The organism is Prevotella sp. P2-180 (assembly GCF_002251435.1).
Classification (GTDB): domain Bacteria; phylum Bacteroidota; class Bacteroidia; order Bacteroidales; family Bacteroidaceae; genus Prevotella.
In genome coordinates, this window is the sequence record NZ_NPJI01000025.1 from 19202 (window position 1) to 40580 (window position 21379).

Below are 21379 nucleotides of genomic sequence, written 5' to 3' on the forward strand. Positions count from 1 at the left end.
ACCAACACAATTTTCCTCCGTACATTCACCACCCAAAATCAATCTTTGTTGTAAAAAAGGGAAATTCTTAGGGCTGCTATAATAGGAATTATCATATTATCTTGTAGGGAAATTCCCTTGCATAATATGCCAAAAAGGCATTACCTTTGCAGAAAAAACAAAAATGGCAATTATTATGAAAAGAAACTTGTATATTATTCTGTTGCTCTCCTGTTTGACATTGGGAGCAGTTGACGTTAAGGCTCAGCGGCATAGACGTATGCATGAACCAAGTGCGGTGATGGAACTTCGTCTCAGCGACGATAAGTTCGCCATATTATATAATAAGGTGAAAAACACCAGTTTCGACGACCGAAAGATGGATCTAATCGAGGTGGCCAGTCTTGGGGCGTTTTATTCCTGTGAGCAGTGTGCGACAATTATGAGTATATTCTCGTTTGGCGACAAGAAACTTGCGGCACTTAGACTCATGGCTCCACGCATTACCGATCCACATCGTGCCTACATCATATTCGACCAACTCTCATTCCAAAGTGAGAAAGATGAGGCGGCAAGGATTATTGGAGGTTGCAGGCATTAGGAAATTGTATAATCTTGTGGCGATAATGAAAGACAGGGTCAGAACTTCTGATCGTCGATGACCTTGCCTCCAAAGCCTCTCTCTCCTACAATCCCACATCGGAGGTTACTCGTTAGGCGAGATGTGGGAGAGACCCCCACACTCCTATTCACAAAATCGGGGCAATGAACCTGTCACTGCAACCTTATTCAGAAAAAGACAAGTTTTTATTCTGAAAGTATTCTGATTTCCAATGAAATATTCTAAAAGTCCCCAAAAATATATTACCTTTGCACCTGCTATAAGACAACTTTTTGTAGAAAACCATGGCTGTATTTCTTTACCACACAGTATAAGACTGTGCTATCGGGAGTGGGAGCAACGAGTATATGAACAAAAATGCCTTTGACTTGCAACAAAGATTCAGTACCTTTGCACTCGAAAAGTAAATTCAAAAACAAATATTTAATATGCAAGAGGTTTTTAATCTTATCAATGAGATGTCTCCCTATCTTCTGTTGGGATTCTTTTTTGCAGGAGTGATGCATGCTTTTGTTCCAGGCATAGTATATAACCGCTATCTCGGTGGCAAAGGTTTCAAGTCCGTATTCTATGGTGCATTGTTCGGTATTCCGCTGCCATTGTGCTCTTGTGGAGTGATACCAACAGCCATGTCGCTTAGAAAACAAGGGGCATCCAGGGGTGCTACGGCTTCTTTCCTCATTGCTACACCAGAAACGGGTGTTGACAGTATCATTGCCACGTACTCGATCCTTGGACTTCCGTTTGCCATTATCCGTCCTATTGCAGCTTTCTGCAATGCCATAATGGGTGGTTGGCTGATCAACAAATTTGGTGATAAGGAGGAAGTAGTTTCGGCTGATACATCGGTAAACACTTGTTGCTGCCAGCATGAGCATGTTCATGAAGAAAACACTTGCTCCTGTCATCACGTTCAAGGAGAGTCCCGTCACAATGGTTTCCTTGGTAAGATGCGTGAAGCCCTGAGATTCGGATTTGTTGAGATGATGGAGGATATAGGCAAATGGCTTGTGGTGGGTCTTGTAATAGCAGGACTGATAACGGTGTTTGTGCCAGATGATTTCTTTGCCTTGTTTCGTGGCAACACCCAACTGAGCATGCTTCTCGTGCTTTGTATAGCCATTCCCATGTACATTTGCGCAACAGGCTCCATTCCGATTGCTGTTGCACTGATGATGAAGGGTCTTACACCTGGAGCTGCACTTGTACTGCTCATGGCTGGTCCTGCATGCAATATGGCATCAATCCTGGTGATTAACAAGGCTTTAGGTCGCAAATCATTGGTGTTTTACCTCGTTTCTATCATCACCATGGCCATTCTCTGGGGACATGCAGTCGATTATCTGCTTCCTGCCGAGTGGTTCCATATATCATTGACTACCGGCAGTTGCGGTATGGAGGAAAGGGCTTCGTGGTTGAACTGGAGTAGCACCATAGCGCTTGGCATATTGCTGCTCAATGCCCTCTGGCAACACTATCACAAACCGCATTGCCATTGACATGAAAAGAGGAAAGTTATGAATCAAAAATATGAAGAAATACTAGAACAGGCAGGCATTCGTTTGACAGCGAATCGCCTGCTTGTGCTCCAAACCCTGCATGAAACCGTGCAAGGAACATTTTCGTTTTCGGATATTCTGGCGAAGATACCTTATATGGACGAATCTTCTGTCTATCGAACACTGACCTTGTTTGCAGAAAACCACATCCTTCACCATGTTGATGATGGCTCTGGCAAACAGAAATATTGCCTGTGCCGATGCGAATTGAAAAAAGGCGGGCATGAACTCCATCATAGGGGACATGTTCACCTTACGTGCATCAAATGCCACAAGACCATCTGCCTTGACAACATCATGATTCCGCAAGTACCGATTCCCGACACCTTTACTGTTGTCGAGTCTGAATATGTCATAAAGGGATTGTGTGAGAAATGCGGAAAGAAACTTCTCCCAGCGACCAAAGGGCGCAATTAGATTTCCGAAACAGGGTGAATATTACTTCCGAAACTTTTGCGGAGATAATGAAAGACCGGTTCAGAACTTCTGCTCGTCGATGACCTTGCCATCCTTATCCACTGCCCGCCAATGCGTGATGTTTCGAGCCTCTGAGGATATGGTTACTCCGCACTTTGTCAGATGGCGTCCGTCGGCTTCGTAAGGGATGGCATATCCCTTGGAGTCTATCTGAGACAAGGCATTATCTACGGTGTCGTCCACCTTCAGTTCGAGGACATAGATGTCGTTCTTGGTCTTGATGACCACATCGGCTCTACCGATCACGCTCTTCACCTCAGTGTCCACCTTGCTGTTGAGCAACGAGAACACAACGTACATCAGCAACTTATAAAAGGCCTCCTTTTTCTTCTTCGCCATCCATTCCTTGCGGGTGATGATGTCGTAGGGCAAGGAGGCTATGTAGGAGCGGAGTTCGGTAAGTGCCGATGGCAGGTCGCCACGTTTCAGGGCGCGTGCCATTGCAAGAATGGTGGCATTCCTGTCCCAGTCGGATATATCCATCAGATAGCTTGTCAAGCTATACACCATACCTTGGCGCACCTCGTAGTTGGGGAAATGAAGTACAAATACATCATCCTCCTTATTATAATAATCAATTGTCAGGTAGCCACTCTGATAAAGCATCGGTACAGGTGTCGAAGCATTCTCGCACGGCACATTAAATTCCTCCAACGACAATTCCACGCCATCGAAGTCGAGAGGGTTGAAGTTGGGGAAATGTTTGAGATGCTCGATGAGCGATGCCGATGTGCCCGACTCAAACCAGAAGTTGTCTGTCGTATTGTTATTGAGGGCACGCATAAGACTGAAAGGAGCATATATGTCCTGACTCTTTCTTGCAAAGTGATAGCCATCGTATTTCGATTTCAGCAAGGCGTATGCCTCGTCGGTTGTAATCTCAAGGTTGGATGCATATTCCTCGACACATGGGCGCAAGGCGGTGTTGAGCTCCTCTTGGGTGATGCCGCACAATCCAGAATATTCGTCTATCATGGATATCTGATTCAGGTTGTTAAGCTCCGAGAAAATACTCATCTGAGAAAACTTCGTCACTCCTGTGATAAACACGAACTTAAGATATGCTCCTTCGTCCTTCAGCACCTGATAGAACTCACGTAGCATCATACGCATTTCTTCAAGCTGTTTTGTGTCGTAGAGCAATCGCATAACGGGCGCATCGTATTCGTCGAGTATTACCACGACACGTTCACCTGTTTGCTTATTTGCGTTATGAATAAGGTCGCGAAAGCGGTCGCCGGGAGTTATAGACAGAGGGTCGCGCCCATAGATACTCTCGTAACCACGAATCATTGACTCCAGTTTGGTCTTTGCCTCGCTCACCTTTAGGTTTTTCAGTCCGCTCATTGTAAAATGCAGCACGGGATATGTCTTCCATTCCTTCTCCAAGTCCATGACCTTCAATCCCTCGAACAGCTCTTTCTGACCTTGGAAATAAGCCTTGAAGGTGTTGCACAACAACGACTTGCCGAAACGGCGTGGGCGGGCAAGAAAGACATACTGATACTTGCTGACAAGGCTATACATCAGGCCGGTCTTGTCAACATACACCTTGCCATCTTCACGAATTCTCTGAAACTGGTCGGTATCTACGGGGTACTTGAATCTGCTCATATCATCTGCATTTTATCAAACAAACACTTCCACGCTGCAAAAATACGAAATAAAAACGATACTGCCAAGAAATGGAGAAGAAATATATTGAATTCCACTTGAAAAAGAAGCCTGTGAAGGGGACACTGCAATTGTATTTGCCCCGGTGGTAATATTAATGATAACTTGTGTTTCGCCGTCTGTCACCTTACGACAGTCGTCTGTCATAACTGTGACAGTCGGCTGTCATAGTAGTGACAGAGCCGTAGGAGACGTTACGCTTCATCGGCATTAACGTCTCGTCTGCGTCGTATATAAGCCTGCTTGCGTGGCACCCTGCATTCTGTAACCCGCTGAAAACGTGTGGTTTAGGTGTGAATGATGTAGGGTGTAGGGTTCTGGCGACATCCCCCTGCAAATCTCCGCCACAGTCAAGCCAACGAAACCAAAGACCGCATCTCCCATTTTGGAAGACGCTGCAAAATTACAAACAAAACTTCCTCTTCCCAACTTTTCCCCTCGCCCTGTCCTGAAAGAAGCGGGGCTAAGGGGAAAAAGCGGAGGGCTGCGGGGAAAACGGCGGGGAAAAATTCCGTGGATATAGTATAAGGACCCTCGAATCCTTGTTGAGGATAATGAGGGCTATTGGCATTTTAGAACAAATCGAGGGAGTGCTTCCCGAGTTGCCCGTGTCGCCATTTGAAATGGAGGTATTTTTTGCCTGTAGTTGCAGTTCAATCCTCTTGCCAGCCTTGATGGTGATGGCCTTTGACGACACTTAATGATAAGGTCCCTGTGCCCATACCTCATACCACGCCATGGTACCTTTGGGCATGCGGAAGTTTGTCACCTCGTTCTTAACATGAAGGAAAAGGCCATTGGCCGTTTCGGGAAAATGATAGAGGAAGGCTACACCTTCGTTGTCAGAACCACCAGGGCTATGCCGACTACTCCATGTGGTCGCGCGGACAGTCTATGCCGACTATTATTATATAGAGGCTCTTGGAAGATTGAAAAAAATGGCATATTCATTAAGTAATCATAGATGCGAATACGTATTATAATTGAAATTTGGTTTTTAATAATTAGTTTCGGATACGATAATTGGTTTTTAGTTAGTAGTTATGTTAGGTTAATATTAAGAAAGTCATTACATGAGCAAACTGCTTAAAGATTGCCAAGAACCTCCCTTCTTCGAGAGAATTAAGGGAGGTTTTTTAGTATTCATTTGGCAGAAAAGGGAAAAATGGCTACCTTTGTAGCCTGACAGAAAAAAATCATGAATTATGCAACAAGAAAGAAATATATTTCCAATAGTAAACGACGGCTTCTCAGTGAAAGAAGCCATCGACGAGGCTAAGCGATGCCTCCACTGCAAGGTGCCGCAATGCCGCAAGGGTTGTCCCATAGGCAATAACATACCGGAGTTTGTGCGTCAGCTCTCAAAAGGCAACATGGGAGGAGCTATGAGCATCATCAATGAGACTAGCAACCTGCCCGCCATCTGTGGACGCGTATGTCCTCATGAGAAGCAGTGTCAGGGCAATTGTGTGCTCGGCAAGAAAGGACAGCCGATACAGATAGGCAAGCTGGAGAGCTTCATTGCCGATTTCGACACACAGATGAACCTCATACGCGAAGACCTGCCACAGAAAAGCCGAGGACGTGTGGCCGTCATCGGTTCGGGACCAGCTGGACTCACCGTTGCGGGCGACCTGGCGCGACAAGGTTTCGGAGTGACCATTTACGAAGGTCAGGAAGAGCTTGGAGGTGTGTTGATGTACGGAATACCGGAATACCGACTGCCGAAAGCCATCGTCAGGGCTGAGGTGAAGAAGATCGAGGCTCTCGGAGTGACGTTCAAGCCTCACTGCATGGTGGGTCGGAATAATATCACCATCGACAGCATCTTTGCCGACGGATACGATGCCATATTCATAGGCACTGGTACTGCCTTGCCCCAAGAAGTGGCTACTCCAGGCCACAACCTTGGAGGAATAGGCCAGTCCATCTACCTGCTTCACCAGTTTTCGGCATACAACGAGGGAGCGTTGAGCCGTCGTCATGTGCCAGTAAACGAGGGTGACCGCGTGGGCATCATCGGTTGTGGCAATGTGGCAATGGATGCCGCCCGCACAGCCGTCCGACTAGGGGCGAAAGTGAAGGTGATGTATCGTCGCACACAGGCAGAGATGCCCGCCATAGAGAGCGAGTATAATGCTGCCGTGGCAGAGGGCGTTGAGTTCTTGTGGAAGACTGAAGTCACAGAGTTTCTTGACAATGGCAACGGCTATTTGCGTGCCGCACGTCTAAAATCGTCCGATGGAGAAAGCATTGAGGAATTTGACCGGATGTTCCTCGCCATCGGTTCACGTCCCGCCAACCGCATAGTCTCCACCACCGACGGCATCGCCACTGACGAAAAAGGCTATGTCATCACCTCCGACTATCCCATGGGCATGACTACCCGCAGAGGAGTGTTTGCAGGAGGCGATGTGGTTCACCGTCCCCAAACCGTGGTACTTGCCATGAAGGCCGCCAAGGAGGTGGCGCAAGGCATAGCCCAATATGTGGATGCTGTGAAGCTTTTACAACATATTGAAAACAAGGCATAAAACAATCTACAAAAAACAAATCCGGCCTTCTCATCACAGCCGTTGCCGGTGGTGGTGCCGCCACGCCTCTCATAGGTTGGGCCATCGACACGTTTGTTTTAAAATCGTAGTTTACCTTACCTCTATTCTGTTTTCATTTATCACGACCTTCAAGTCGCCGAGTTCGTTAAGTCTCTGTACGACATTGGCAAGTGGCTCGTTGCGGTCGGCAATGAAACGCATTCTCATGTAGAGAGTCTCGGGGTGGGGGCATACTACGCAGACATTGTAGTTTCGTCCTATGGCGAGCAGTATGTCGTGAGCGGTGGCGTTGTCGAAATAGAAATATCCGTCGCGCCACTGTGTATATTGTTCTGTATCGACATCGTTCACCGAGAAGTGTCCGTCGGCATTCAGCTTAGCCAGTTTTCCTGGTGTAAGAACAGTTTTTGCCAAGTGGTTTGTCACTTCCACCTTCCATCGGCCTGCAGCGAGGACGACGGCAACTACAAATATCCTGAACGCCTCCGCTACAGTTGGTATTATCTCACACTCACAAACTATCAGTACCTGCCTGTACAGCAAGGCAACTCGCTCGTCTATCAGCCTGCCGACACTATCTGTCATACGAAAAAGCTCGACTGGACCGTTGACCTCACCCCAGGCCAATATCGTTTCTTCCTCATGGCGGAGGACACCATCACCGGCATGAAAGGATTCTATCAGGCTGGCAACTACACAACCGTGGCTTCAGGCGGGACACTCAGTGGCCTGTACCTTCTTACAGAGCGCGACGGACAGACCGACCTCGAGGTGTTCACCTCAGGTCTGATGCTTATCTACGGCGAGCAGAGCTGTCACTATAAATACTATTCAGTAGAAGGTGCTATCGACGCATGGCAGGTCATCTACGACAAGCAGAACCGGAAGTTCCGTCCTTACTTCTCCCAGGCTTCGCAGGTGAGCAGTTTCAAGTCAACCTCTTCCGACGCTGTGGTTGATGCCAACAATGTACAGGGCAACGTGAAGGCTGTATTCCAAAGCGGAGGCAATTACACCACCGTAATCACCGAAATCGCCGACACCATCTTTGCCAAGGCAAGCGTTATGTGCTGGTTGACTTCTGGGCATCGTGGTGCGGTCCCTGCCGCAGGGAGATACCCAACGTGAAGCGTCAGTACGAACTTTACAAGGACAAGGGTTTTGAGGTCATCAGCATCTCCATCGACAAGAGCGAGGCAGCATGGCGCAAGGCTGTGGAGGAAGAGAAGCTCCAGTGGCCCAACTTCATCGACAAGACCAACGTGGCGAAAACCTACAGCGTCCGTTCCATACCCTCGATGTTCCTCATCGACACCGCCACGATGGACATCATTGCCAGTGGCGATGCCGCTCGTGGCGAACAGTTAGCGAAAAAGCTTGCCGAACTGTTCTGACCCACTCTCATCTCATTGGCAGTTACGGCTACATTTATATGGAAGGGTAGCCAACCCTTTATATATAGATGTGCGCCTCGTGGCACACGGACAGGTCACTGTCCAAATAAATAATCAGTAATTGTTAATCAGACCGCCTTTCAATCTGTACACTGACCTGTCCCATGTCCACTCCCAAACCCCTCAGTGTTTTCTGGTATTAGATTATTTATTCTCATCTACCAGAAATTGCAGTTCTATGTTGAACTTGCCCCCAGCGCGCATTAACCCGGCGCGCCGGGGGCGCGGGCGCCCCGCTCTATCTGCAACTCTCGTCAATAAAAAAGCAATTCCTGCCGATATTGGCATCGCAGATGATGGGGTGTAAAGCGGGCATAGTGAGTGTGGTGATAACAGCAAATGCCGCAATGGGCATCGCGCCCATTGCGGCATTTGCTGTTTGTTGATATAGAATGACATACACGAGACTATTGGGACTCTTCATATCCTTCTTCCACATTTGTATTGTCAACAATAAGAGAGCCTGCCAGGATCTGGGATGTCTTTACTTCATAGACCTTCATTGCCGGTTTGATGTACTTTTTCATATTCTTCATGTGTTTTTTTGATTATTTCTTGAATGTTACTTTTCCATTCTCGATAATCAGTCCGCGCTGTTTGCTTCCTGCCGGCAGACGGCGACCAGAGAGGTCGTAGGTCTCTGTAGCCTTGCGCTCTTCGTCATACAGCTTCACGATGCCCGTAGTGTCTTCCTCGCCTATGACGGAGAGCAGGACAAGCATTGGAGCTGCTTGGTTGGAAGTAGCGTTGCGCGACGTGATTGTCAGGTAGTGGCGCATGGGCTTTAGACTTAGGAAGTGCATCCACGTACCATCTGTGCTGAGGGTGTATTTGTCAGAACCGCTGTCGCCCATGGTGGCGTATGTACCCGTGAAGGTATATTTATAATCCACGCTCTGGCAGTCTATGCTGTTTGTCTCAGCCAATGCCGGAACAACGTTTGTCAATGGTAATGACATTGAGAAGTCAGCATCGCTCTTTGCCCTCACCAAATAAGGATAGTTGGCTTTGAGTATCACGCCGGCGTTTTGGCGGAAGCTCTCCACCACTGTGCGGTCGGCATTGCCGTCGCCGTTGTCGTCATACTGATGCACGTTGTTGATGCGCGAGAAGTCATATTGTGCGCAAATCTCTTCGGTCAGCGTCAAGTCAAATGGCACATACCATGTAGTCCATTCCGTAGTGCTGAACGTGCGGTTATAGATGAAGTTGGTAGCTGTGAACACAGCCTGATTGTCATACGCCGTGGCATCCTGCAATGGATAGTTTGCCACGGTAAACCCTGTTCCCTCGGGTGTGGCTTCGATGGTGCCGGCAGCATTGGCGTAATAGACTGTTTTTCCGCATCCTTCTGTCTGACATAGATTCTCATATATTTTCTTCTCAGAGTTGAATGAGGCGGTCTCAGGCATATTATGCTCTTTAGTCACAGCTTCAGTGTTGTTGGCGTATGTCATTCCGGCATAGACATTTCCGCCACCGCAATACAATTCTACTTTATATACGGTATTTGAGTTAGTTTTTGTCAAGACTGGATGAATATCACCACCCTCAGCTGAGAGGTCCTGATACCACACAAGTTGGCTTTCTTCTGTACTCTCTGACTTACTTCCGTTGAGCAGCCATGCCACCTCGCCGCTTGCAAACTGAGAGGCGGTCTTTTCATCTACATTTACACTAACAGCACTACCTCCGTTAGCGCTGTTAACGCCCCAACCTTTACATGTATCGCTGCAATAGATGCAGTTCTCGATGGTGGCCGTTACTTCTGTAGGTCCTTCACTCGAAGTTGCTTTATTAATTGCTTCATTATATCCGCACACGCCTCCGCCATTAGCACCTCGTTCGTTGACTGGGCCTGTGTTAAAGCAGTTCGTAATGGTGGCTGTGATTATTCCAAATTCACCGTTCAAAGTTGCGTTATTCTGTCCGCACACGCCGCCTACATACCAGCTTCCGTTGATTGCGCCTGTATTATAGCAGTTGGAGATGGTGGCTGTCGCACCTTGGCCTTCTATCTCTGCATGATTCTCTCCGCACACGCCGCCGACATAATTATTTCCACTGATTGTGCCTGTATTATAGCAGTTCATGATTGTGCCGTTATCATCCTTTCCACACACTCCACCGATAAAATCGGCTCCATTAAAATAGGAGTCAACAACGCCAACATTCTTTATGGTACCGAAGCAACTATATCCAACAACGCCAACATTCTGTATGGTACCGCAACTATATCCAAACAAGCCTACATAGTTTATACTTGAATCATTGAAATACAATCCGCTGACGGTGTATTTCTGTCCATCAAATGTACCAGTGTAGTTGTTATCATAGTTTCCGATAGGAGTCCAGCTTCTGAAACCGCTAACATCATCAGCAATAGAGCCGTCTGCTTTGAGCACACCTGAATTCACGGTAATATTCGCCGTGAGCACTGCCCATGCGGCTTTGTTTTGCTGTGTTCCTGTCGGATTGGTGTCTGCGCTATAATCGCACACGTTTGTATCACCATTCACCAACCCTGCAAACCAATAAAGCTGACCGGCATTGCCGATTTCATATACTTTGTCCTTGGTGTCGTCGCCATCAATGTCATACTTGTCTGTTGTCAATGTAGCAGGCTGATATGCCCCACAGTTATGGCAGAAACCGTTATCGTTTTCACCAAATAAGTGCTCTCCGGCTTTATTCTCTGTATTGGAATAAACACCAGTACAAGGAGTACACTGATATACCTTTCCGTGACCGTTGCTGTCAAGGAGAGGATATGAGTCTGCTGTTCCGTTGTCAATGTTCTGATACCATGCAAGAGAATTATCTGCTGACGTACTGCCGTTGAGCAGCCATGCCACCTCGCCGCTATTGAACTGCGCCGTTGTCTTGCCCATGACATTATCAACAGTGCCGCCCGGAATATAGCCGATAGCATTTCCTGAATAAATATTGCTGTCATAATAGCAGTTTGTTGTAGATGATGAACTACCTATTTTTCCGCAAATGCCGCCGACATATCCTACTGTTCTATTGACTACGCCCCTGTTATAACAACTCGTGATAGTGCCGCTATTATTACTGCCGCACACGCCTCCACAAACATTTTGTCCGTCGACCGTGCCTGTATTATAGCAATTTTTGACCGTGCCATAATTATCGAAGCACACTCCGCATGAGTTTTTTCCACTGACAGTACCAGTGTTATAGCAACCAGAAATTGTGCAGTTGATATCATTATCTCCGCACACACCAGCTATTTGGTTAGTTTCTCCTTTTCCACTGACCGTACCGCTGTTATAGCAGTTGGTGATTTCACCGTTGCTTTGATTCTTTCCGCACACACCACCGGTATTAGTACTTCCACTGATTATACCATTATTATAACTGTTCAATACTTTGCCACCGACATTATATCCGCACACTCCACCGGCGAAACCGTTACCACTTGTTTCAACAACCGTGCTGGAATTATTGCAGTTGCTGATTTCACCGTCATTCCTTCCGCATACTCCGCCGCCAAACATTCTGAACTCGAAATAGGAATCCAAGACTTCTACGTTGGAAATCTTGCCGCCGCTTCCTAAATAGCCGAACAATCCGACATTTTCTTTGCTTGTATCGTTGAAATACAATCCGCTGACGGTGTATCCCTTTCCATCAAATGTACCAGTGTAGTTGTTATCATAGTTTCCGATAGGAGTCCAGCTTCTGAAACTACTAACATCATCAGCAATAGAGCCGTCTGCTTTGAGCACACCTGAATTCACAGTAATATTCGCCGTGAGCACTGCGCATGCGGCTTTGTTTTGCTGTGTTCCTAAATTGGTGTCTGCGTTATAATCGCACACGTTTGTATCACCATTCACCAACCCTGCAAACCAATAAAGTTCGGCAGCAGTGCCGATTTGATAAGGACTTGTCTTTGAACCATCACCGTTTGAAGGTTTTATAGGAGTGATCGTGTCTGCCCACGCCGTGGAGGGCATCACCATTGCCGCCACGAGCATTAGCGTCGCGGCGAGCCAACTCAATTGTTTAGTTTTAATTTTACATGTCATAATATTAAGATTTTTTTATTTATATATTCAGGTTTATAGAAGATGAATAACGCACAGAGCCTTCCGCCTGTGCCATCATCTGACACCTGCGGAAGGCTCTGTATCTATATGTGAATGAATACGTTACGGCAAAGTCGATACCTTCTAAGTCATTGTAGTTCAGGAGGTTACAATTCATATTCGATGTATGTTTCTTTATCTTCATGTTCACAATAATTGATGTCGCGCATCGCCTATACATAGGCTAATACACCACGTTGCGCTGCAAAGATACGAATTTTCTTTCATATAAGCATCAAAAAACACTCGGAAATTTATTCATATTTATGACAGTTTAACGTTTTTAGCCACCAAAAAAATCTATTTTTATTTTGTTTTTCACTCAACTTGCACTACCTTTGTGCCCGAATTGTAATGAAAGCAGACGGTTTTGAATCATTTTTCAGAGGCAATTATCCCAAGGCCTTCTACCTCGCACTTCGCCATCTACATGACGAAGAAGTCTGCCGTGACCTCGTGGCAGACGCTTTCGAACATGTGTGGAAAAAAGTGGAGACATCGGACGAAGACATAGCCAACATGGACTCGTATTTGTTCACGACAGTGAGAAACAGATGCATAGGATACTTGCGAAAGCAACAGACCGTCAGCAAGTTTGCGAAAATGGAGTTGCACTCCATGGAACGATGCTACGAAGAAAATTTCGACTTCCAACGGCGAGAACTATATATTGAGGAAGTGATGAAGGCTCTCGACGAACTCACTCCAAAGACAAGACATATAGTAAAGGCTTGCTATGTGGAAAGAAAAAAATATCGTGAGGTGGCTTCGGAATTAGCCATCAGCGAGAGTACGGTGAAAAAGCATATCATGCAGGCTCTGAGTTTCTTGAGACAGAAATTCAAAGGAAGAAACGAATGATATGCCGTGAGCATTTTGGGGCTGACAAACAATAATGAATACTTGAATATATTACAGAAACAACAGTCACGATGGACAAAAACAAAGATATTGACCGGCTGCTTGACTTCGCCAATAACGAAGAGAACATCGACCTTCAAGAAGTGGAAAAACTAATTGGCAGTGAAGACGCAATGGAGGCTTGGCGGGAAATGGAAGACCTCGAGGAGGCTGCCAACAGAGCCATGGGGTCGCTGCCCGACATAGACAAGGAATGGGAGGCTCTTAAGACGAGAGTTGCCCCAAAGAAGCGCTTCATAATATGGAAGGCAGTGGCAGTGGCTGCAGCGGTCGTTGCTATATTCATGGTTAGTCGTGTAGACTGGTCACAGAAGGAAACAACTCCCGAAGTGGCTGCACTCGAAGAAATAATAGACAAGAAAGAGGCTGCACAAGCAAAACGTGTTGAGACAACTACCTCTGCCACAATAGCCTCCATACACAAACAACGGGTGGATGTGCCTGCTGGAGAGACCCGCAACCTCATCCTGCCCGACGGCACTGAAGTATGTCTTAATGCCAAGTCGACCATTATCTATCCTGAAAGCTTCGGCAAAAAAGTAAGGAGAGTGGCACTTTATGGCGAGGCTTATTTCAAGGTAAAGAGAGACCCGGGACATCCATTCGTCATACACACACGAAACGTTGACACACGAGTGATCGGCACAGAATTTAATGTCAGGAGCTATGATGCCAACGATACCCATGTGACCCTTGTGAAAGGACTCGTGGAAGTGTCCACTATATATAATAGGGTGAACATTGAACCCAACCAGGACGCCAGCCTCGACGGAGGCAAACTGGTGGTGGCTGATGTTAATCCAAAGGACTATACCAGCTGGCGAGAAGGAGTGATGTATTTCGATGACGCGTCATTACGCACGATACTCCAGCAACTCGGAGCCTGGTATGACATGAACATCGTGTGCAACGACCCACGACTGCTCGACCATCACTTCCATTTCATTTTCAGCAAAGACGATAGTTTAGAAGAAGCTGTAAACCTCCTGAATTCATCTTCCAACCTCTACATAAAGGTGGAAGGCAACAAAATACTCATAGAGAAATAAGCAGGTTATTACGATTTTATTTCATTTTCGGGGTGCCCGATTTCCGTTTCATGCGTCATGATTAGTGAAAGAGACGAGAAATCGGGCATTATCTGTGTCCCATAGTAATAACCAAATAAATCTGAAGAATAATGAGCAAAAAGAAAATCCTCATCTGCTTATTCTTTGTCATGTTGCTGCCTGCGTCTTATCATTATGGCGCATATGCCCAAAACAATATGGTAAAGTATGAAAAAGCAACTAACGGAAAACCGCTCACCGACGTTTTGAAACAACTGGAAGACCGGTTTACAAAAAAAATCATTTTCTCATATGAAGAACTGAAAAACTACAAGGTGAAGGCCGACATAAAGGCTGGCTCAGTGGAAGAAGCACTCAGACAGGCTCTTGGCGGACTGCCCGTAAGCTACGAAGTGAAAGGAAAATACATCACGGTGAAGGCTAACCGACAAAAGGCCGCCACCTCCAGCTCAAGGCCAGCCAACACGGTGAGAGTGGGGGGAAGAGGGGTTGACGAACGGGGCGATGGCATTCCCGCCGCTACAATAAAACTCGACAGCGATGGAAACGTGGGCACTTTGACAAACATGAGCGGACACTTTGCGATTAACTTAGAGAAGGGAAGGGGAGAAACACTCATCATCTCGTTTCTCGGAATGCAGGAAGAGTCTTACTATGTGAACGGACGAAAGGACATGAGCGACATAACCATCGTGATGAAGGAAGACAGAAAAGCCCTCGACGAGGTGGTGGTCATCGGCTACGGAACGGCAAAGGCCAAAGACCTGACAGGCTCGGTGGCCCGACTTTCTGAAAAGGAAATCGAAACGGCTCCGATGACTTCAAACATTGCCGGAATGTTGCAGGGACGCGCGGCGGGTGTCAACGTCATGATTGCCAATGCTTCACCTACATCGCCAGTGTCGGTGGTAATACGCGGACAGTCGTCCATCTCGGGCGACGGACAGCCTCTGTGGGTAATTGATGGTGTGCCGCAATACTCGTCGGGAATATCGGGCGATGTGAGCAACACACTCTATAACCTCAATCTCAACGACGTGCAGAGCATCGATATCCTAAAGGATGCGTCAGCCACAGCCATTTATGGTTCGCGTGCAGCCAACGGCGTTGTCATCGTCACTACAAAATCGGGAGCTGAAGGTATGAAGCCCGTAGTGGAATTTAATGCACGCTATGGATGGCAGTATATCGACGCCAACAAGATGAGAACACTCACCCCCGAGCAATATCAGGCATACTCAAAGCGTGCCAACTTGCTTGAAGCCTTCCGCAACGGGTCGCTCACGTATTTCAACAAGAAATACATGGACAACACAAAATTCAACTTGATAGGAACAAGCCAATGGGACATGAGCGACATAGACGATATCTGGCTTCCAAACGCATACTACGATGGACACGACGACTACTGGGATATGATGACACAGAACGCCGCAGTACAGGACTACAGTGCATCGATACGCGGAGGAGCGTCTAAAACCTCATACTATGCCTCCATCAGCTATCGCGACCAAGATGGTATAGTGAAGGGCAGCAACTCACGCACTGTAGGAGCACGCTTTAACTTTGAGTCGCTCGTGTCCGACAAACTGAAATTCGGAATGAATATGGACGCCTCGTCACGCAACGCCAGCAACAAGGACGCAATGATAGGCAAGATCATTGGAATGCGCCCCGACTATCCGGCATACAATGAAGACGGAACCATCAACACCATAGACATGTATGTGAAGAATCCTCTCGTCGAACTGCTTGACAAAAACGAGAGCGTGTCGAGAAACATCAATGCTGCCGGATTCCTGGAATATAACTTCTACAAGTTCCTCAAATTCCGCTCAACACTCAACGCACAGTACCAGAATGTGAAATACGACCAGTTCACACGTGCCTACTATGAGGGCAGCACCAACTCTGGCACGCAGAAAGACTCACAGAGCTACACCATAGTTTGGGACAACCTGCTTACCTTCTACAAGACCATGGGACTACATGACGTGACCGCCATGCTCGGCCATTCCGTCGAACGCACATCATACGACTATATGGAAGCCAATGGCAGCAACTACCCTGACGACGACATTCTCGTCAACCTTGGTAGCGCAGCCACTCGTGGAGCCATAAACAGCAACAAGCAGTCGTCGTCGCTCGTGTCGCTTTTTGCAAGGGTACAGTACAAGTTCAACAACCGATACCTGTTTACCGGAACGTTTCGTACCGATGGTTCCTCACGATTTGGAAAAGACCATCGCTGGGGCTATTTCCCGTCGGGAGCCGTGGCATGGATTATGACTGAGGAAGACTTCATGAGGTCGGTGAAAGACGTAGTGAGCTACCTTAAGCTGCGCTTCTCATATGGCCTTACTGGTTCGCAAAACCTTGGTTACTACAGTTTTACAGGATATATGGGCTCAAACCGATATAATGGGCAGCCAGGCATGTTCCCCTCGTCGCTTGGCAACAACACGCTGCAGTGGGAGTCGCAGGCACAGACCGACATTGCAGTAGACTACGGTTTCTTCGACGACCGCATCCGCGGCTCGCTCGGCTGGTATCGCAAATATGTCGACAATCTCATCAGCAACAAACCAGTGCCAGTGTCTTCAGGCTTCTCTTCCACAAGCCAGAACATCGGAGCCATAAGCAACACTGGCGTGGAGTTTGACATCACGGCAGAAATCATCCGCCAGCGCGACCTGAAATGGGAAATAAACTTCAACACTGCACACAACCGTGGCAAACTGGAAAAACTAAACGGAGTAGACACCTTCCTCGGCGGAACAGGCACATACACCTACAAGCTTGAAGAAGGCGGAAAACTCGGCACTTTCTGGGGATATGTAGACGCAGGACGCTTCTACGACAACGACGAAGAGGTATGGGCCCTGAAACCCATAGACCCTGCCACCGGCAAGGCTGCAAACTACTATCGTGCCAGCTCATTTGCCGAGGGAGCAGGAGACATCTACATCGTTGACCTTGATGGCGACGGAAAAATCACAACCGACGACCGCACCATCATCGGCGACAGCAATCCCGACTTCTTCGGTGGCTTCGGATCTACACTCTACTGGAAAGGCCTCATGGTCAACCTTTCTTTCAGCTATGCCCTTGGAGGAGTGCGCTACTGGGCCCGTGAAGCCTCGACCTTCGGCGGAACCAACTCCTACAACTCACTCGATATCGTGATGGACAGCTGGACGATGAAAGGACCAGAAGCATTATATCCCGTAGTGACTCACTACGGCATGGGACAAAACGGAGTGTTCACAAACCGATGGCTGCACGACGCCTCATATCTCAGGCTCAGCTCTCTCAACCTGTCATACAAGCTGCCGACAGAATGGTTCCGCAAGTCGGTGATAAAAGGTATCGCACTGACATTCCAAGCCACCAACCTCTTCACTGTCACGAAATATCCAGGCATGGACCCACAGGGAAACTTCTCCACGTCCACCAGCGCCCTCTACGGATTCGGTACCGACAACAGTACCTATCCATCGGCAAGGACCTATAACTTCGGACTGCGTTTCACAATAAAATAAAACAAAGACATTATGAAAACGAGAATAATTGCAATGGCGCTACTTGCAACAGTAGCCTTCTCCTCATGCGACGACTTCCTCACCGAAACGCCAAAATATGCCTTAACCACCGACAATGCGGTCAGAGACTACAACAGCGCTGACAACGCCGTGACAGGCATCTATGGCGAATACAAGAACTGCAGTTACCTGGGTGGCTACATCTATGCCAACCTCCACTGCATGGCAGGCATGTGGAACTACAGCAGCATGATGTTCAACATGGGCTACACGCAAAGTGCCAACGATGGCATCATCAGCACCATCTGGCGACAGTTGTACAGTATTATAAATGTAAGCAATTCGGCAATACAAGGCATAGAAAAACTCGACGAGACCGTTTTTGCCGAAGGAGTGAGCAAAAGCGAAATGTTGGGCGAGGCACGTTGCTTCCGTGGCTACCTCAACCTTCAGTTGCTATGGCTCTTCGCACGATGGTTTGACAAACCAGACTCGCCTTATGGCATAATTTACCGCGACCAAGTGGCTGAACTCTCCAACCTGCAGGTGGGACGCATCAGCGTGGGCGAGAGCTACGAAAAAATACTCGACGACTTGAAGTATGCAGAACAAAACGCACCAGAATACTCAACCGCATTGAGAATGAACCGACAGTTTGCAAAGGCCATGCACGCAAAACTGCTGCTCGTGCGCGGATGGGATGGCGACTATGCAGAAGCACTGAAACTCGTAAATGAACTGCTTGCCGACAAGTCGTCAAAATGGAAAATGGAGACCGACCTCTCGAAACTATATGAAAACGGATGGAACTCTGCCGAAAACTCCTTCTCGCGATTCCTGGGCGACCAAACTGGAAGCTATAACGGTATTTCGGGATATGAATATGTTTATTCCGCAGGACTCTTTTACTATCCTGAGTTTACCGACCAAATACAGGAATGGCTCAACAACGATGCGCGTCACGACGTCATCTTCGGCACAGCCCGCTCGCCAGAGACTTGGGACACTACCAAGAAGGAGAACATACTTACGAAGCTGTACCACAGAGGACGAGTGGACGGGAAAAACGACATGTATGCCACATATCCTATGCGATATGCCGAACTATACCTGATGAAGGCAGAACTGCTTGCCCGCACCAATCCTTCCGACATTCAGGGGGCTCTCGCTCCAATTAATGAGATGCGGGCAAAATACTCAAATCCGATTATGGAACCTCTGTCTGGCATCAATACCCATGCCGAACTCATGGACGCACTGTTCAAGGAGTATGTGGTTACACTGTTTCTTGAAAACGAGACTCCATGGTTCGCCTCCATACGTTTCGAACATGAAGGCAAGTTATGGATCAATATACTCAAGCCCGACGTAAACTTCAGTTCAAACCAGTATTGCTGGCCAATACCTGAAGAAGAAATAAAGGCCCATAACGACCCGATAGAACAAAACCCGGGACTGGAGTGATTTTTTTTGATTTGGTGATTTATGATTAATGATTGTAATATGAAAAGAATATTTTATAGCTTAATGATTGGACTCGGCTCACTGTTCGCCTCGTGCAGCGACGAACTCGACCTCGTCATACCACATGCCACAAACATCACCTTCTCAGAACTTGAGATTTCGGAACGTTTCTCACATGTCATTCCTGAAGGAGGGTTTACCGTGGCGGGAATGAAATTCAACACCGTGAAGACGGGAAACCAACTGGCGGCGGGCTTTTGTTATAGCAACCGCTCCAACCGCTCGTTTGTATGGAACAACGACGAGGTGTCGTTGGACTCCCTGCGCTACAGCGTATGGTCATCGAAACCAAACACCACCGGAACCTATCTCGTGTGCCACGCCGTAGGCCAAGACGCTTACTTCACTCTCGAAACACCGAAAAAACTCGACTACGTGCTCGTGGCTCACAGCACATGGTCGTATCTCGCCACCTACTACGGCGATTCCTATGGCACTCCGGAATATCCCATGGCAAACCCTAATGTTCCAAGCAAACCGAAGGGAGTGTGGTACTCTTACGTGGAAGGTGGAGTGAAATATTTCAAGGCGGGTGACTACTTCTCTGTCACGGCAACAGGATTCCTCGGAGGACAGCAAACTGGTGCCGTTACCTTCGATCTCGTCTGCATGAGAGGTCATAATACCGAAAACCCGTCGTGGAACTACTTCGTCACCGACTGGCGCAAGATGGAACTCTCTGCTCTCGGCACTGTAGACAAAGTGGTCTTTACCCTCGACTCTTCAGACAAGGACGACAACGGCCGCATGCGTACTCCGGCTTGGTTCTGTCTCGACGGATTTCAATTTGCGGAATAATATTCTGACACCATGAAAATCACAATTCTTTTTCTTTAACCTGTTGGTGGCATTTCCTACTGCAAAGGAAATGCCACCTCTTTTTTTTATTCTTTAGAAAAACCTTTAGATTAACTAAAACTACTATCTCGACGTGCGGATAGTGAATTCCTTTATCTGTGAGGTGATGTCATTCTGACCCTGACGTACGGCAACACGAATGACAGCGGTGCCGTCCTTCAGTTTCTTGTCGCCACGCACTGTGGCGGTATATCTCACGCCCTTGCCCGGCATAATGCTTTCCACAAGAATGCTGGGAGAGATGTGGATGTGCTTGTTTCCCGAAGTCTCTACCACTGTGGGCAGGACACCATAAATCACGGCAGAAGAGTTGTTCATAATCTCAAACGTTACCTTCGCCTCCTCGTTGGCATGGAGCACGCCATCGCCATTATAGTCGACAAAGCTTGCCTTCCTTATCTCCACATCTTCATTATAGTTCAGCTTGCAGCCAGGCATGAGCTTGGAGAGCTGGCCTACCGACACCGACTGCGGAGTATAGGTCTTGGGCTCGATGGTGGAGTAGGAGTTGTTGTGATTGTCTTCCTTCTCAAACACTATGCGGTCGTCGCCACTGTTTGTCGGGTCGAAACCGCTATCGGCGTTTTCTTCGTAATGGCGTATTGCCTCGTTGTCATTGCGTCGGTTTCGTTCGTACTGCCACTGCTGGCGCTCCTGATATTCGCGGTATTTTTCTTGTTCAGCCCTGTCGGAAGCCGACCCTATGGCCGCTCCTACCACAGCACCTGTGGCCATGCCAACAATTGTTCCAACGTCGCTGCCACGCGGACCGTTTGAAATGCCGCCAATGGCGGAACCAAGTATTGCGCCAAGATAAGCGCCAGTGCCGGCTCCCTGCGAAGCCATAGTGTTGTCGCAACTCGCCAAAATGAGTGTCGAGGATAAAAGAATTGCCAAAAACTTTTTCATATCTACAGGTTTTGAATTACACGGCAAAATTACAATAAGTTTTTTATTTCGCAAAACAAAATCGATATTTTCCTGATTAACTATTATTTTATTATAGTATTTTATTCCTATTTATTACTT

17 protein-coding genes and 2 pseudogenes are annotated in these 21379 nt (G+C 47.5%); 12 read left to right on the top strand and 7 right to left on the bottom strand.

Translation table 11 applies throughout. From position 1 onward, the window contains the following. Positions 1 to 175 precede the first annotated feature (175 nt). The 3 genes from CIK98_RS03460 to CIK98_RS03470 all read left to right on the top strand — a co-directional run bounded on the left by CIK98_RS03460 (position 176) and on the right by CIK98_RS03470 (position 2577). Positions 176 to 580, top strand: coding sequence for a DUF4476 domain-containing protein (locus CIK98_RS03460; RefSeq protein WP_172409801.1), 405 nt, complete (start codon positions 176 to 178; stop codon positions 578 to 580). Between the two features lie 449 nt (positions 581 to 1029). Then, positions 1030 to 2100 (top strand): SO_0444 family Cu/Zn efflux transporter, encoded by a 1071-nt coding sequence (locus CIK98_RS03465; RefSeq protein ID WP_094382895.1) that lies wholly within the window; start codon positions 1030 to 1032, stop codon positions 2098 to 2100. A gap of 18 nt (positions 2101 to 2118) precedes the next feature. Next, positions 2119 to 2577: a Fur family transcriptional regulator gene (locus tag CIK98_RS03470; RefSeq protein ID WP_094382896.1), complete on the top strand. Its 459-nt coding sequence runs from the start codon at positions 2119 to 2121 to the stop codon at positions 2575 to 2577. Positions 2578 to 2637: 60 nt separating this feature from the next. On the opposite strand, the gene CIK98_RS03475 is transcribed toward CIK98_RS03470, so the two are convergent. The 3 genes and pseudogenes from CIK98_RS03475 to CIK98_RS03480 all read right to left on the bottom strand — a co-directional run. Next, positions 2638 to 4251 (bottom strand): ATP-binding protein, encoded by a 1614-nt coding sequence (locus tag CIK98_RS03475; protein ID WP_094382897.1) that lies wholly within the window; start codon positions 4249 to 4251, stop codon positions 2638 to 2640. A 15-nt stretch (positions 4252 to 4266) separates the two neighbouring features. Next, positions 4267 to 4458 carry a hypothetical protein gene (locus CIK98_RS17560; protein WP_141210389.1) on the bottom strand — a complete coding sequence of 64 codons (192 nt, stop codon included), beginning with the start codon at positions 4456 to 4458 and terminating at the stop codon, positions 4267 to 4269. A gap of 556 nt (positions 4459 to 5014) precedes the next feature. Further along, positions 5015 to 5152, bottom strand: a pseudogene (locus CIK98_RS03480) (glycoside hydrolase family 97 N-terminal domain-containing protein); the annotation flags it as partial. 364 nt (positions 5153 to 5516) lie between these two features. Here CIK98_RS03480 and CIK98_RS03485 point away from each other — a divergent pair. Further along, a complete protein-coding gene (locus CIK98_RS03485; protein ID WP_094382898.1) occupies positions 5517 to 6845 on the top strand; it encodes an NAD(P)-dependent oxidoreductase in 1329 nt (442 codons plus the stop codon). Between the two features lie 111 nt (positions 6846 to 6956). Here the strand turns inward: CIK98_RS03485 and CIK98_RS03490 are convergent, their stop codons facing one another. Next, the gene (locus CIK98_RS03490) at positions 6957 to 7280 is read right to left on the bottom strand and encodes a FecR domain-containing protein (RefSeq protein WP_172409802.1); all 324 of its coding nucleotides are present in this window, start codon (positions 7278 to 7280) and stop codon (positions 6957 to 6959) included. Here CIK98_RS03490 and CIK98_RS18625 point away from each other — a divergent pair, their 5' ends adjacent. The 3 genes and pseudogenes from CIK98_RS18625 to CIK98_RS18630 form a co-directional block, all read left to right on the top strand. Next, positions 7281 to 7994 carry a hypothetical protein gene (locus tag CIK98_RS18625; RefSeq protein ID WP_253249631.1) on the top strand — a complete coding sequence of 238 codons (714 nt, stop codon included), beginning with the start codon at positions 7281 to 7283 and terminating at the stop codon, positions 7992 to 7994. Next, positions 7934 to 8260 (top strand): peroxiredoxin, encoded by a 327-nt coding sequence (locus CIK98_RS03495; RefSeq protein WP_253249632.1) that lies wholly within the window; start codon positions 7934 to 7936, stop codon positions 8258 to 8260. Before CIK98_RS18625 ends, CIK98_RS03495 begins: the two co-directional genes overlap by 61 nt. A gap of 287 nt (positions 8261 to 8547) precedes the next feature. After that, positions 8548 to 8658, top strand: a pseudogene (locus CIK98_RS18630) (LrgB family protein); the annotation flags it as partial. A 210-nt stretch (positions 8659 to 8868) separates the two neighbouring features. On the opposite strand, the gene CIK98_RS03500 reads toward CIK98_RS18630, so the two are convergent. Both CIK98_RS03500 and CIK98_RS03505 read right to left on the bottom strand, forming a co-directional pair. Beyond that, positions 8869 to 12375 carry a GLUG motif-containing protein gene (locus CIK98_RS03500; RefSeq protein WP_141210391.1) on the bottom strand — a complete coding sequence of 1169 codons (3507 nt, stop codon included), beginning with the start codon at positions 12373 to 12375 and terminating at the stop codon, positions 8869 to 8871. Between the two features lie 19 nt (positions 12376 to 12394). Continuing rightward, complete coding sequence (locus tag CIK98_RS03505) at positions 12395 to 12580, bottom strand: hypothetical protein (protein ID WP_141210392.1); 186 nt, start codon at positions 12578 to 12580, stop codon at positions 12395 to 12397. A 209-nt stretch (positions 12581 to 12789) separates the two neighbouring features. Between CIK98_RS03505 and CIK98_RS03510 the strand changes: the two genes are divergently transcribed. From CIK98_RS03510 to CIK98_RS03530, 5 genes are all read left to right on the top strand, one after another. Next, on the top strand, positions 12790 to 13296 hold the full coding sequence (locus CIK98_RS03510; RefSeq protein WP_094382903.1) for a sigma-70 family RNA polymerase sigma factor: 507 nt from the start codon (positions 12790 to 12792) through the stop codon (positions 13294 to 13296). A gap of 71 nt (positions 13297 to 13367) precedes the next feature. Next, entirely contained in the window at positions 13368 to 14405 is a 1038-nt protein-coding gene (locus tag CIK98_RS03515) for a FecR family protein (RefSeq protein ID WP_094382904.1), read from the top strand. 218 nt (positions 14406 to 14623) lie between these two features. Continuing rightward, the gene (locus CIK98_RS03520; RefSeq protein WP_253249633.1) at positions 14624 to 17968 is read left to right on the top strand and encodes a SusC/RagA family TonB-linked outer membrane protein; all 3345 of its coding nucleotides are present in this window, start codon (positions 14624 to 14626) and stop codon (positions 17966 to 17968) included. A gap of 12 nt (positions 17969 to 17980) precedes the next feature. Continuing rightward, positions 17981 to 19432 carry a RagB/SusD family nutrient uptake outer membrane protein gene (locus CIK98_RS03525; protein WP_094382906.1) on the top strand — a complete coding sequence of 484 codons (1452 nt, stop codon included), beginning with the start codon at positions 17981 to 17983 and terminating at the stop codon, positions 19430 to 19432. A gap of 39 nt (positions 19433 to 19471) precedes the next feature. After that, entirely contained in the window at positions 19472 to 20290 is an 819-nt protein-coding gene (locus CIK98_RS03530; protein ID WP_172409803.1) for a DUF4465 domain-containing protein, read from the top strand. Between the two features lie 123 nt (positions 20291 to 20413). Here the strand turns inward: CIK98_RS03530 and CIK98_RS03535 are convergent, their stop codons facing one another. Continuing rightward, on the bottom strand, positions 20414 to 21259 hold the full coding sequence (locus CIK98_RS03535; RefSeq protein ID WP_094382908.1) for a glycine zipper domain-containing protein: 846 nt from the start codon (positions 21257 to 21259) through the stop codon (positions 20414 to 20416). Positions 21260 to 21379: the final 120 nt, after the last annotated feature.